Annotated in this window: 11 protein-coding genes; 4 read left to right on the top strand and 7 right to left on the bottom strand. The window is 38.9% G+C overall.

The annotated features are described in order from the left end of the window. Positions 1 to 31 precede the first annotated feature (31 nt). Complete coding sequence (pepT, locus tag RDV53_RS08015; protein WP_005695835.1) at positions 32 to 1267, bottom strand: peptidase T; 1236 nt, start codon at positions 1265 to 1267, stop codon at positions 32 to 34. Positions 1268 to 1545: 278 nt separating this feature from the next. Between pepT and potA the strand changes: the two genes are divergently transcribed. The 4 genes from potA (at position 1546) to RDV53_RS07995 (ending at position 5495) form a co-directional block, all read left to right on the top strand. Continuing rightward, on the top strand, positions 1546 to 2664 hold the full coding sequence (gene potA / locus RDV53_RS08010) for a spermidine/putrescine ABC transporter ATP-binding protein PotA (protein ID WP_032822732.1): 1119 nt from the start codon (positions 1546 to 1548) through the stop codon (positions 2662 to 2664). Next, the gene (gene potB, locus RDV53_RS08005) at positions 2648 to 3508 is read left to right on the top strand and encodes a spermidine/putrescine ABC transporter permease PotB (RefSeq protein ID WP_005695833.1); all 861 of its coding nucleotides are present in this window, start codon (positions 2648 to 2650) and stop codon (positions 3506 to 3508) included. The genes potA and potB overlap by 17 nt, the downstream gene beginning before the upstream one ends. Continuing rightward, complete coding sequence (gene potC, locus RDV53_RS08000; protein ID WP_005695832.1) at positions 3508 to 4278, top strand: spermidine/putrescine ABC transporter permease PotC; 771 nt, start codon at positions 3508 to 3510, stop codon at positions 4276 to 4278. Before potB ends, potC begins: the two co-directional genes overlap by 1 nt. 134 nt (positions 4279 to 4412) lie before the next feature. After that, positions 4413 to 5495 (top strand): extracellular solute-binding protein, encoded by a 1083-nt coding sequence (locus RDV53_RS07995; protein ID WP_032822770.1) that lies wholly within the window; start codon positions 4413 to 4415, stop codon positions 5493 to 5495. A gap of 71 nt (positions 5496 to 5566) precedes the next feature. Here the strand turns inward: RDV53_RS07995 and RDV53_RS07990 are convergent, their stop codons facing one another. The 6 genes from RDV53_RS07990 to RDV53_RS07965 form a co-directional block, all read right to left on the bottom strand. Next, the gene (locus RDV53_RS07990) at positions 5567 to 6907 is read right to left on the bottom strand and encodes a replication-associated recombination protein A (RefSeq protein WP_005695830.1); all 1341 of its coding nucleotides are present in this window, start codon (positions 6905 to 6907) and stop codon (positions 5567 to 5569) included. Positions 6908 to 6960: 53 nt separating this feature from the next. Beyond that, positions 6961 to 7587: an outer membrane lipoprotein periplasmic chaperone LolA gene (gene lolA / locus RDV53_RS07985; RefSeq protein WP_005695829.1), complete on the bottom strand. Its 627-nt coding sequence runs from the start codon at positions 7585 to 7587 to the stop codon at positions 6961 to 6963. Between the two features lie 36 nt (positions 7588 to 7623). Further along, entirely contained in the window at positions 7624 to 10413 is a 2790-nt protein-coding gene (locus tag RDV53_RS07980) for a DNA translocase FtsK (RefSeq protein WP_005695828.1), read from the bottom strand. Positions 10414 to 10415: 2 nt separating this feature from the next. Further along, the gene (gene lrp / locus RDV53_RS07975; protein ID WP_005695827.1) at positions 10416 to 10895 is read right to left on the bottom strand and encodes a leucine-responsive transcriptional regulator Lrp; all 480 of its coding nucleotides are present in this window, start codon (positions 10893 to 10895) and stop codon (positions 10416 to 10418) included. Between the two features lie 82 nt (positions 10896 to 10977). Beyond that, positions 10978 to 12357 carry a DNA repair protein RadA gene (radA, locus tag RDV53_RS07970; protein ID WP_005695826.1) on the bottom strand — a complete coding sequence of 460 codons (1380 nt, stop codon included), beginning with the start codon at positions 12355 to 12357 and terminating at the stop codon, positions 10978 to 10980. A 26-nt stretch (positions 12358 to 12383) separates the two neighbouring features. Beyond that, positions 12384 to 13406, bottom strand: coding sequence for a CYTH domain-containing protein (locus tag RDV53_RS07965; RefSeq protein WP_005695825.1), 1023 nt, complete (start codon positions 13404 to 13406; stop codon positions 12384 to 12386). Between the last annotated feature and the right edge of the window lie 11 nt (positions 13407 to 13417).

Raw genomic sequence — 13417 nt, 5'->3', positions numbered from 1 at the left:
TGACAAATGCAAGCTTTTTCTTTACACTAATTTACAAATCTTTACAGTTTGCTATTTTTATAACCACTTCGACGGCTTTTTCCATCCCTTCAAGGGTCACTAATTCATGTTTGCTATGGAAATTATAGCCACCAGTAAAGATATTTGGACAAGCTAAGCCTTTTTCCGCTAAAAATGCCCCGTCGGTTCCACCCCGTATTGGTTTGTGATTTGGTGTTATACCACAAGCTTTCATTGCCGCATCCGCGAGCTTAATCGCCTGTGGGACATTTTTGACTGTGTCATACATATTTTTATAACTGTCTTCAATCACACATTCCACAGGGTCTTTTAGGCTTTTCTCTCTATTAAATTTTTCCACCAGTTGATAAATAAACGCCTTGCGTTGCTCAAAATTAGCTTGGTCAAAATCTCGAATCAGATAATGTAATTCAACTTTCTCAATATCCCCTTTAAAATCATCTAAATGGAAAAAACCTTCTTTTCCTGATGTTTTTTCGGGAACATCATCTTTTGGAAAGCCTTGTTGAAACTCACAAGCTAAGGTAAGCGCATTCACTAATTTGTTTTTCGCATAACCAGGGTGGATACTCTGACCTTTAAAGGTGATTTTTGCCGTTGCGGCATTAAAATTCTCATACTCGAGCTCACCCACTTCCCCACCATCAATGGTATATGCCCAATCACAAGGGAAATCATCCAATGGGAAATAATGCATTCCCAAACCAATTTCTTCGTCAGGCGTAAATGCCACTCGAATATTACAATGTGGTATATTTCCCCGTTGCAAGACAGAAAGTGCGGTCATAATTTCTGCGATTCCGGCCTTATTATCTGCACCAAGTAAAGTGGTTCCATCTGTCACAATCAAAGTTTTGCCAATAAGCTGATGTAAAAATGGATAATACACGGGGCTAATAAACTCTTCCCCTAAACCTAATGCGATATCTCCCCCCCGATAGTTTTCGATCACTTCTGGTTGAACATTTTTACCACTGCATTGTGGTGAGGTATCTAAGTGGGAAATAAAACCTATGGTTTGTGTTAAATTAGGATGATTTGAGGGTAAATAAGCCGTTACGACGGCATGCTTAGTCACATTGACATCTTGTAAACCAAGTTCAATTAATTCTTGCTGCAAATGCAAAGCTAATTTCATTTGTCCTGGCGAACTGGGTGAATGTTTTGCAGATGATTTAGATTGCGTATCAAATGCGACATAAGTTAAAAATCGCTGTAATAATTCATTGTTATTATGTTCTTCCATTTTAAAATTCTCCTTTATATCGGCACTAGTCTAATCCCAAAATTCGTTACAGTTCTTGATATATAACAATAAAGTAGAGAGTTATAAGATTTTCTGAAAAAAGTGCGGTCAAATTTTCGATAATTTTTTTCCTAAAAACACGATTAAATCCTTTTCATCATTAACAATTCGCTATATCATATCTGCTCAATTTTATGTCGCCCCTGCATCATTTTTTGCAGGTTTATTTCTACTCAGTACCAATCAAATTGGTGAAATTAGGGAGAAAACCAAAGCTAGTGGAAAATCTGGTTCAAAACAAGCCTATTATTGAGCTTCGTTCTATCAAAAAATCCTATGGTTCCAACACAATCATTAATGATTTCAATCTAACCATTAATAACGGTGAATTCGTCACAATTCTTGGCCCTTCAGGCTGTGGTAAAACTACAGTTTTGCGTTTATTAGCGGGTTTAGAAGAATTAGATGAAGGTCATATTATTTTGGACGGTGAGGACATTACTAATGTTCCGGCGGAAAAACGCCACATTAACACCGTATTCCAAAGTTATGCATTATTCCCGCATATGACCATTTTTGATAACGTGGCTTTTGGTTTGCGTATGCAAAAAGTGGCAGAAAGCGAGATTAAACCTCGTGTTCTGGATGCATTGCGTATGGTGCAATTAGAAGAAATGGCCGACCGTAAACCAACTCAACTTTCTGGTGGTCAGCAACAACGTATCGCGATTGCTCGTGCTGTTGTGAATAAGCCAAAAGTGTTGCTACTGGATGAATCGTTATCTGCGCTGGATTATAAGTTACGTAAACAAATGCAAAACGAACTTAAACAATTACAGCGTCAACTTGGTATCACCTTTATTTTCGTTACTCATGACCAAGAAGAAGCGATCACCATGTCTGACCGCATCGTCTTATTACGTAAAGGTAAAATTGCACAAGATGGTTCACCACGTGAAATCTATGAAGATCCAGCCAACTTATTCGTCGCTCGCTTCATCGGTGAAATCAACGTATTTGATGCCACTGTGATTGAACGTAAATCTGACGATGAGCTACTTGCTAACGTAGAAGGTCGTGTATGTGATATTCACACCAGTATCTCTGCTGAAAAAGGTCAAAAACTACAAGTATTATTACGCCCAGAAGATATTGTGATTGAAGAGCTTGACGAAAATGAGCACTCAAATGCAATTATTGGTCGCATCGTAGATCGCACCTATAAAGGGATGACTCTTGAGTCTACCGTAGAATTTGATCACAATGGTAAACGCGTATTAGTGAGCGAATTCTTTAACGAAGATGACCCACATATGGATCACAGCGTTGGTCAACGTGTAGGGATTACATGGCACGAAGGTTGGGAGGTTGTACTCAACGATGAAGATAATCAATAATAAATTCCAGAAAATTACTGTTGCAATTATCTTCAGTTGGTTAATCTTCTTTGTGCTAATTCCAAACTTATTGGTTTTAACCGTAAGTTTTTTAACCCGAGATGGTAGCGACTTTTATGCTTTGCCATTTACTTTAGATAACTACACTAACCTGTTTAATCCGCTTTATGCGCAGGTTGTGTGGAATTCATTGTATATGTCTGGCATTGCGACGATTATTTGCTTACTCATTGGCTATCCATTTGCTTTTATGGTCAGCAAAATTAATCCAAAATATCGTCCATTTTTGTTATTCCTCGTGGTATTACCATTCTGGACAAACTCACTTATCCGTATCTATGGAATGAAAGTATTCCTTGGTGTGAAAGGTGTGTTAAATACCATGTTAATGGATATGGGCATTTTGAGTGAGCCTATTCGTATTTTAAATACCGAAGTAGCTGTAATCATTGGTTTAGTGTATCTCCTTTTACCATTTATGATTCTTCCGCTCTACTCTGCTATTGAAAAATTAGATGGACGTTTATTAGAAGCGGCAAGAGATTTAGGCGCGAATGCGGTTCAACGTTTCTTCCGTGTAATTTTGCCATTAACCATGCCAGGTATCGTAGCGGGTTGTTTATTAGTATTACTACCTGCAATGGGTATGTTCTATGTAGCTGACTTACTGGGTGGTGCGAAAGTGTTATTAGTCGGTAACGTGATTAAGAGTGAATTCTTAATTTCCCGTAACTGGCCATTCGGTTCGGCAATCAGCATCGGTTTAACCATCTTAATGGCATTGTTGATTTTCGTTTACTATCGTGCAAATAAATTGTTGAATAAGAAAGTGGAGTTAGAATAATGAGTCGTTTACTACGTAATATTTTTATGTTTGTGGTATACGCTTATTTGTATATCCCAATTATTATCTTGGTGACTAACTCCTTCAACGAAGACCGTTATGGTTTAAGTTGGAAAGGTTTTAGTTGGAACTGGTATGAGCGTTTATTTAATAACGATACCCTAATCCAAGCTGCGTTCCACTCTGTCACGATTGCTTTCTTTGCAGCAACCTTAGCCACTATTGTGGGCGGTTTGACCGCAATTGCGCTTTATCGCTATCGTTTCCGTGGTAAACAAGCGGTAAGTGGTATGTTATTTATCGTCATGATGTCACCAGATATCGTAATGGCGGTTTCTCTACTTGCCTTATTCATGGTTGTAGGGATTTCGCTTGGTTTCTGGTCATTATTATTGGCACACGTAACATTCTGTTTACCTTATGTTACCGTGACGATTTTCTCGCGTTTAAATGGCTTTGATGCAAGAATGCTTGAAGCGGCGAAAGATTTAGGTGCAAGTGAGGTTACTATTTTGCGTAAAATTATCCTACCACTTGCCTTACCTGCAGTGGTATCAGGTTGGTTATTAAGCTTTACTATTTCATTAGATGATGTTGTTGTATCCTCTTTCGTGAGTGGTGTAAGCTATGAAATCCTACCGTTGCGTATCTTCTCTCTTGTTAAAACAGGGGTAACACCAGAAGTGAACGCATTAGCAACGATTATGATCGTGCTTTCATTAGGATTAGTAATTTTAAGTCAATTAGTTACACGCAAAAATAATCATTAAACATTGATATAAAAAGGTTTCACAAATCTTTTAAGATCAAATAAAATACGCCTTGACGCACAATCAAGGCGTATTTTTATACCTGCATGAATGCAGGTGGTTTTTTACCCCTCTTTTACGGAGAACAAAGAAAAATGAAAAAATTTGCAGGTTTGCTTACTGCCGGTTTAGTTGCCGCTACATTAACTGCTTGTAACGACAAAGAAGCCAAGTCTGATGCAACAAAAGCACAGGCTCCAGCAAATGATACTGTGTACTTATATACTTGGACTGAATATGTACCAGATGGTCTTTTAGATGACTTCACAAAAGAAACTGGTATCAAAGTTATCGTAGCAAGTCTTGAATCCAATGAGACCATGTATGCCAAAATGAAAACCCAAGGTGATGCAGGCGGTTATGATGTTATTGCGCCATCTAACTACTTCGTATCTAAAATGGCACGAGAAGGCATGCTACAAGAATTAGATCACAGTAAATTACCTGTTATCAAAGAATTAGACCCTGATTGGCTCAATAAACCTTATGACAAAGGCAATAAATACTCACTTCCTCAGTTGTTAGGTGCGCCAGGTATTGCATTTAATACCAATACCTATAAAGGTTCTGACTTCACTTCTTGGGGCGATTTCTGGAAACCTGAATATGCAAATAAAGTCCAATTATTGGATGATGCGCGTGAAGTATTCAACATTGCGTTATTAAAAATTGGTCAAGATCCAAACACCAAAGATCCAGCAATTATCAAGCAAGCTTATGAAGAGTTATTGAAATTACGTCCAAACGTACTTTCTTTCAATTCTGATAATCCTGCAAACTCTTTCATCTCTGGTGAAGTAGAATTAGGTCAGTTATGGAATGGTTCTGTACGTATCGCGAAAAAAGAACAAGCGCCATTAAATATGGTGTTCCCAAAAGAAGGTCCTGTTCTTTGGGTTGATACTTTAGCGATTCCTAAAACCTCTAAAAACCCAGATGGTGCACACAAGTTAATTAACTACTTATTAGGTGCAAAAGCAGCGGAAAAATTGACTTTAGCGATCGGTTACCCAACAGCTAACCTTGAAGCGAAAAAAGTCCTTCCGAAAGAAATCACAGAAGATCCATCTATTTATCCACCAGCAGAAATTCTTCAAAAAAGCTACTGGCAAGATGATGTAGGTGATGCGATTCAATATTATGAACAGTATTACCAAGAGTTAAAAGCAGCAAAATAATGCGCTTTTAAGTAATAATCAAAAGAGCGGTCAAATTGACTGCTCTTTTTTACATTTAATGTGTAAAAAAACTATTTATAGCGTTTCTTTACGGAGTTTTTATCTTGTTCATGTAAACGCTCAAGCTTTTCTTTAATTTGAATTTCCATCCCTCGATTAGTTGGGAAATAATACTGGGTATCTTTCAGTTCCGGTGGGAAGTAATTTTCCCCTGCAGCATAAGCATTTGGCTCATCATGTGCATAGCGATATTCAGCGCCATAGCCTAATTCTTTCATTAAAGCCGTTGGTGCATTACGTAAATGAGGTGGCACATCAAAATCAGGAAACGCTTTCGCATGCTGTTTGGCTGCATTAAATGCGTTGTAAACCGCATTACTCTTCGGTGCTACCGCTAAATAAATAATGGCTTGCGCAATGGCTCGCTCTCCTTCATAAGCGCCGACTCTCGTAAAACAATCCCAAGCTGCGAGAGCCACTTGCATTGCGCGAGGATCAGCATTACCCACATCTTCTGAGGCTATCGCTAATAAACGTCGTGCAACATAAAGAGGATCGCCTCCTGCAGTGATAATTCGTGCATACCAATAAAGTGCCGCATCGGCTGCTGAGCCTCGAATGGATTTATGCAAAGCGGAAATCAAATCATAGAAGCGATCACCTTGCTTATCAAAACGCGCTTGTCGTTCACCTAAGACTTCTTTCAACAAAGTGAGGTCTAATTTTTTACCGTTTTCTGTTTCAGGAGCCATATCCACCATCAATTCAAGGCAGTTTAAAGCCAGGCGCGCATCACCATTCACATATTCGGCTAATACCTGTAGTAAATTCTCTTCTAAAACTAACCGCTCTTTACCTAATCCTCGTTCAGGATCAGAAATCGCCTGTTGTAGAACTTGTTCGATTTCAGCAACGGTCAATGACTTAAGGAGATAAACTCTCGCACGAGAAAGTAAGGCATTATTTAATTCAAAGGACGGATTTTCTGTTGTCGCACCAATAAAAATAATCGTACCATCTTCAATATGTGGCAAAAATGCATCTTGTTGGCTTTTGTTAAAGCGATGCACTTCATCCACAAATAAAATCGTTTGGCGATCTGCAAGTCGATTTTGTTTCGCGCGCTCAATTGATTCTCGAATTTCTTTCACGCCGCTTGTTACTGCTGAAATTCGTTCAACTTCTGCATTGATGCGATGCGCAATAATTTCCGCCAGTGTCGTTTTACCTGTACCCGGCGGTCCCCACAGAATCATAGAATGAACATGTCCCGCTTGAATTGCTTTACGAAGCGGCTTTCCTTCCCCAATTAAATGTGTCTGCCCATAATATTGCTCCAAATTTGTTGGACGCATACGGGCAGCTAAAGGGCGAAAGTCATTTTCAGCAAAATCAAAATCCAGATTAGACATATTCTTTCCTTAATAAGCAAAAGGTGTGAAGATTATCATTCACACCTTATGGATTATTTTTTACCTTTGCGTTGGTCATCCAATTCCACGCCTTTCGGTACGCTAAATTGGAATAAGCTATCAGCTAAGGTTTGATTTGTAATGTTACGCAATACGTAAAGATTGGTTTGACCATCTTTTTCTGTGGTACTGAAATTTTTTAACACACCATTTGCATCGACACGAATATCAAATTGTTTAATATTGCTATTTTTCGCTTTTGGCTTTAACACAAAGGTATCCACATTCTGCGTCACTGAATACTGATTCCAGTGACTTTTATCGTTACTGGTTAAAAGCACGAAGGGGGTATTATTTACCGCATCCTTCACCCATTGAGCCGTCACTTGTTGTACAAATGGATCGTAATACCAAAGGGTTTTACCATCTGCAATAATTTGTGTTTCTTGTGGTGATTTGGTATCCATACGGAAAAGATTTGGACGTTTAATTTGAAGTTTTCCACTTCCTTGTTGAACGTTTTTACCGCCAGCAGAAGTCACGGTTTGAGAGAAATCAGCACTTAATACCGTTACTTGATTTAAGCGATTTTGCAGCTCATCTGCAGCATCAGCAAAAGCAAAGTTACTTGCACTTAAAAGTGCTGTAAGTGCGGTCATTTTTAATAATGTTTTTTTCATTCTACTTTCCTTTTTGTAAAGTGAAACTTAAGAGAATTAATATTCGGAACGTCGAGCTAAAATTTCTCGTTTTCCATTTTTCATTGGGCCTAAAATACCTTGTTCTTCAAGCTGATCCATAATTCGAGCCGCTCGGTTAAACCCAACACTAAATTTACGTTGAACATAAGAAGTAGAGGTATTGCCTGTGCTTAATACAAACTCAACGACGTCATCAAATAATGCATCAAGATCGCCACTGCTTGCTGTTGATTTCTCACCAGAGTCTTCATCATCTGCGCCATCTAAAATGCCATCAATATAATTTGGTTTACCACGTGCACGCCAATCATCTGCTACACGGGCCACCTCATCATCACTCATAAAGGCACCGTGTACTCGAACAAGATCCGAAGAGCCTTGTCCTGAATATAACATATCACCACGGCCTAATAAGGCTTCTGCACCACCTTGATCCAGAATCGTTCTAGAGTCAATTTTACTTGCTACAGTAAAGGCGATACGGCTTGGAATATTTGCCTTAATCAACCCGGTAATCACATCTACTGATGGGCGTTGTGTGGCTAAAATCAGGTGAATACCAATTGCACGAGCCTTTTGTGCTAAACGCGCAATTAACTCTTCAATTTGTTTACCTGCAACCATCATTAAGTCCGCAAACTCATCAACGATCACGACAATATAACTCAATTTTTCTAACGGAGGCGGCATCTTATCCATTGTATCGCCAGGCTTCCAAATTGGGTTTGGAATTGGCATATTGAGTTTTTCATATTCTTCAATTTTTTCGTTATACCCTTCAATGTTACGCACACGTAAAGCTGACAATAATTGATAGCGACGTTCCATTTCTTCAACGCACCAACGAAGTGCATTTGCCGCTTTTTTCATATCCGTCACCACTGGAGTAAGCAAGTGTGGAATATCGTTATAAATAGAAAGCTCAACCACTTTCGGGTCAATCATAATAAATTTAACTTGATCTGGTGTTACGCGGAAAAGTAAACTTAAAATCATAGTATTCACACCAACAGACTTACCAGAGCCTGTTGAACCTGCCACAAGCAAGTGAGGCATTTTAGCCAAATCAACCACAACAGGTTTTCCGCTAATATCTTTACCTAAAGCCATTGAAAGCAACGATGTTGATGAACGGAATTCATTGCTATCGAGCACATCACGCAATGGCACTATTTGACGGCGAGCATTCGGTGTTTCAATACCAATATAAGGTTTGCCAGGAATCACTTCTGCTACACGGATCGCGCGGAACATTAACGCTCGAGCTAAATCGGTATCAATGCTTGTGACTTTTGATGCTTTTACACCTGGTTGTAATTCAAGCTCATAACGAGTGACCACTGGACCAACTAACACATCTTGTACTGTCGCTTTGACATTAAAATTTTTTAATTGTTGTTCTATGCGTGCAGATGTGTCTAAAATTTCTTCACGCGTAATGTCTTGAGCCTGTGTAGGACGATGCTCAAGTAAATCTAAACTTGGTAATGGTGTCGTTGGTTTTTCACGTTTATTCGTTGGTTGTTGGAATGCAGGATGAATAAGCGTATCAGAATACGGCTTATAGGTTGTTTCAGTTGCATTCTCAATATGAATTTCACGTTCTTTAACTGGTGAAGCTGTCGGCTCATTCAAGATCACTTTTAATGCATCTTCAGCATTTGAGGCTTTTGCTCGCACTTCCATTTCTTGCATACGAGCTTGTTCTTGCGCAGCAAACTGACGCGCTAATTCATCTTCTAAACCATCATTTTCTGATTCTAAAGATTCATCATAAGTTGGATAAAGTGCAGTCGTATTTTCAGGTGTTTTTAGTGACACTTTGGGTATGACATTTTCTTCAAAAATATCATCTGAATCATCAGCACTTTGAGAATTCACTTGTGAGTTTTTCCATGTTGCTGAAAAATCTTCTTTTGTCGGTAATTCAACAGAAGAAGCCGCAGAAATAAATACATTCGGTAAATTGTCTGATTCAACTGTGAAACCTTTAAACTTATCTTCTAATTTTTCAACATCTGCAGGCTCTGAAGCACTCGGTGAGGATAGCCCACTGATATTAATTAGTTGCTCAGGCTTAACAAAGGCATTTCCAGGCTCGTCCTCTTTCTCATTTTCTGTAGATTCAGTTTCCAATTGAGAATCAGAGAAAGCAAGTTGTTGAGGTGCCTCAATCACAATTTGTTCAAGATCATCTACAGAAGTATGTTCTGCTTGCTCTTCTTCTGCCGGCTGATTTTTCATGGTTAGCCAATGATAGAATTTCACAATTAAACGAATTAATGATGCACCGGAACAGAAAATAAAGCCCACAACTGCACAGATAAAGCCCACTAAAATACAGCCAAACTTACCGAGCGTAGGGTATAAATTCACCACTAAACTCCCCCCAAACACGCCACCAGCTAGATAGTAGTTCGTATTTGAAAGTAACAATGTTGCCATCATGGTTAAGCCAACGATGAGAGCAATAAAGCCAAAGGAACGTAATGCAATGCGGGTGGCCGAGAGAGAATGAACCGCTTTGGTTTTCAGTAAATAAATCGGTACGATGAAAATAACAAACGGAATAAAATGACCTACATAGCCGAGAAAAACAAAAAACGCATCAATCAACCAAGCACCGAAAGCACCGGCTTTATTAATGGTTTCAGTTTGAAAGCTTGCCGTAGACCAAGAGTTGTCTAATGATGTATAGCTTGACCATGCCACAATTAAATATAAGCCTAAAAGTGCGGTCAATCCGAGTAATAATTCTGCTAAATATTGTTTTGGCGTAAATCGTTTTGTAATTCGTTTAATCATTTTTATTTCAGTACGAGATAATTAGTTTGTTTCACTTCTTCCATGACAACATAGGTTCGGGTGTCATTCACACCTGGTAAGCGTAATAAGGTGGTACCCAATAATTTTCGATATGCGGCCATATCTGCTACACGCGTTTTGAGTAAATAATCGAAATCGCCTGATACCAAATGACATTCAAGAATTTCATCAAGTGCTTGAATCGCGGCATTAAACTCTTCGAAAACATCTGGTTTACCGCGCACAAGCGTGATTTCAACAATAACCAATAAAGGGGCGTCCAATAACTCAGGATTTAATAAAGCACGGTAGCCCATAATCACACCTTGTTTTTCTAAGCGTTTTACCCTTTCTAAACAAGGCGTTGGCGACAACCCCACTTTCTTTGATAAATCGATATTAGAGATTTTACCGTTGCGTTGTAATTCATTTAAGATTTTGATATCAATGCTATCCAACGCTTTATTTAATTTCTTTTCCATAACCTTTCCTTATATACGGCGCATATTCTATCTAATTTATCAAAAACTTTCAGTAATCAGACAACAATAGGACAACGTTTTTTTAGAAATTATCCAAAATAGCAAGTGCATCAGAGAGCTTTTTCACTGTAAAAACTTCCATATTTTCGACCGCACTTTTCGGCTTATTGGCGAAAGGCACAATCGCCCGTTTAAATCCATGTTTTGCTGCTTCACTAATGCGTTCTTGACCACTGGTCACCGGGCGAATTTCACCTGCTAAACCTACTTCACCAAAGACAACTAAATCTTGTGGTAATGGTCGATTACGGAAACTCGAAATTAATGCAAGTAATAATGCAAGATCTGCTCCAGTTTCCCCGACTTTTACACCGCTAACGACATTCACAAAAACATCTTGATCCGACATTTGTAGTCCTCCATGACGATGTAATACCGCAAGCAATAAAGCTAAACGATTTTGCTCTAGCCCTACTGCCACACGGCGCGGATTTGCAAGCATGGAATGATCCACCAACGCTTGAATTTCAACTAAAAGCGGACGCGTACCTTCCCACAGTACCATCACGGAACTACCCGGTGTTTGTTCATCGCCTCGACTTAAGAAAATTGCTGATGGATTTTTCACCTCACGTAAGCCTTGTTCTGTCATACCAAATACCCCTAGCTCATTCACCGCACCAAACCGGTTTTTATGGCTACGTAGCGTACGGAAACGGGAATCTGCCTCCCCTTCCAGTAATAACGAACAGTCAATGGCATGTTCCAATACTTTCGGACCGGCAAGAGTGCCATCTTTCGTGACGTGTCCTACCATAATGATAGCGACCTGTCGAGTTTTCGCATAACGAGTCAGGAAAGAGGCACATTCACGCACTTGTGCCACACTTCCTGGAGAAGATTGAATATCCGAAAGATGCATAACCTGGATCGAGTCTACTACGATAATTTGAGGTTTCAGCTGATCCGCTAGATTACAAATTTGCTCGACAGAGGTTTCAGATAACATATTTAATTTATCTGTTGGTAGATTTAAGCGATTAGCTCGCATCGCCACTTGTTGAAGTGACTCTTCCCCCGTCACATAAAGTGCGGTCATATTTTTTGCTAATCCGCACATCACTTGAAGTAACAAGGTACTTTTACCTGCACCAGGATGCCCACCAATTAAAATGGCACTTCCTGGTACGATCCCGCCGCCTAATACGCGATCTAATTCTTTAAATCCACTGGTGAAACGCGGTGTTTCTTGTAAACTAATTTCAGAAAGCGTTTGGATTTTTGCGCGAGTTTCTCCTGCATAACCACTAAAACGATCATTTTTTGTGGAATTTGAGGCTGAAATTAACCGCACTTCACTAATCGTATTCCACGCTTTACAGGCAGAACATTGGCCTTGCCAGCGCGAAAATTCCGCGCCACAATCATTACATACATAAGCGGTTTTAGGAGCTTTTGCCATTTTTACTATCCTTTAGAGAACTCGTTTTACGCCATCAATATCATTAAACCAAGCATTCTTTCAAAATACGCTCGACTCTTTAGTAATGCTTTTAACTTTTCAATAGTTTGAACATTATCTTTTGTTTCACTATGAAAGGTAATCAAGCCTTTAATTTCATTTAGGAAAAATTGATTACTTGCTAATAACTCAGCTGATCGATTTTCTTCCAGTTTTTCAAACAAGGCTTTGTTGTCATCATAATAATGATAAAGATTGAAAAATGCGCCCACACGTTCAACGGTTTTCATAAAATCGAAAGCAAACACATCCGTTGGGAATGAAAGAGTTTCTTCAATTAATTGCTGTTCCATTTTCATGACAGCACTTAATTTCTGGCGAGAATCTACCGCACTTCCCTCTCTTTCCTCTTTTAAGAAATCACGCCATTTATTTAACCAATCAATTAAAAGAGGTTTGCTACCTAATTGATAGCCACGTTTTGCTTTGCTTGCTGAACTAAAATAAACATCCTGTTCAAAAGGTAAAAGTGAGACAAAATGGAAAAGATCTGATACGAGCCCTTCTTTTAATTCGAATTCAATTTCACAAATAGGCTGTGTTTTTTCCCCTGATAAAATTTTCCCTTGATCAAAGGCCACTTCGATTTTTGATGCACCAAACACAATCAACCAAAAAGTGCGGTTAAAATCTGTTGAGAAAATCGGTTGTAATGTAGCGGAAGGCAAATTTTCAAATGGATACAATGACATTAATTGCGCCGATGTAGGTACTGAATTATCTGGTATAGATAAGTTGTACTCTGGACGGCTATGCAATCCGCCAACGACTTTTCCGTCTGTTTTTAAGGTGAGGGTGAAATCACTATTTTCCCGACGGACACGCAATCCCATTTTTTGTTTAGCCAAAAAATGATCGGGATAATCGAAATAGGTATTTCCCAGAAAGACTGTATTTTGTTCTAAGATATTGAATTGATTGAGATGTGTTTTTAGGGTATCAAAAGCATCAGAGGTAACTGCAAGCTTTAATTCAACTTCATTACTCATTTTATTTTTCC

This window comes from Haemophilus parainfluenzae ATCC 33392, assembly GCF_031191205.1.
GTDB lineage: Bacteria > Pseudomonadota > Gammaproteobacteria > Enterobacterales > Pasteurellaceae > Haemophilus_D > Haemophilus_D parainfluenzae.
The sequence above is the reverse complement of the archived record's forward strand: the minus strand, read 5'-3'. Positions and strand labels throughout refer to the sequence as shown.

What these genes read in the sequence shown, in the direction of transcription:
- pepT (WP_005695835.1), bottom strand. Translation starts at nt 1,267, where the DNA reads ATGGAAGAACATAATAACAATGAATTATTACAGCGATTTTTAACTTAT.
- potB (WP_005695833.1), top strand. Translation starts at nt 2,648, where the DNA reads ATGAAGATAATCAATAATAAATTCCAGAAAATTACTGTTGCAATTATC.
- potC (WP_005695832.1), top strand. Translation starts at nt 3,508, where the DNA reads ATGAGTCGTTTACTACGTAATATTTTTATGTTTGTGGTATACGCTTAT.
- RDV53_RS07995 (WP_032822770.1), top strand. Translation starts at nt 4,413, where the DNA reads ATGAAAAAATTTGCAGGTTTGCTTACTGCCGGTTTAGTTGCCGCTACA.
- RDV53_RS07990 (WP_005695830.1), bottom strand. Translation starts at nt 6,907, where the DNA reads ATGTCTAATCTGGATTTTGATTTTGCTGAAAATGACTTTCGCCCTTTA.
- lolA (WP_005695829.1), bottom strand. Translation starts at nt 7,587, where the DNA reads ATGAAAAAAACATTATTAAAAATGACCGCACTTACAGCACTTTTAAGT.
- RDV53_RS07980 (WP_005695828.1), bottom strand. Translation starts at nt 10,413, where the DNA reads ATGATTAAACGAATTACAAAACGATTTACGCCAAAACAATATTTAGCA.
- lrp (WP_005695827.1), bottom strand. Translation starts at nt 10,895, where the DNA reads ATGGAAAAGAAATTAAATAAAGCGTTGGATAGCATTGATATCAAAATC.
- radA (WP_005695826.1), bottom strand. Translation starts at nt 12,357, where the DNA reads ATGGCAAAAGCTCCTAAAACCGCTTATGTATGTAATGATTGTGGCGCG.
- RDV53_RS07965 (WP_005695825.1), bottom strand. Translation starts at nt 13,406, where the DNA reads ATGAGTAATGAAGTTGAATTAAAGCTTGCAGTTACCTCTGATGCTTTT.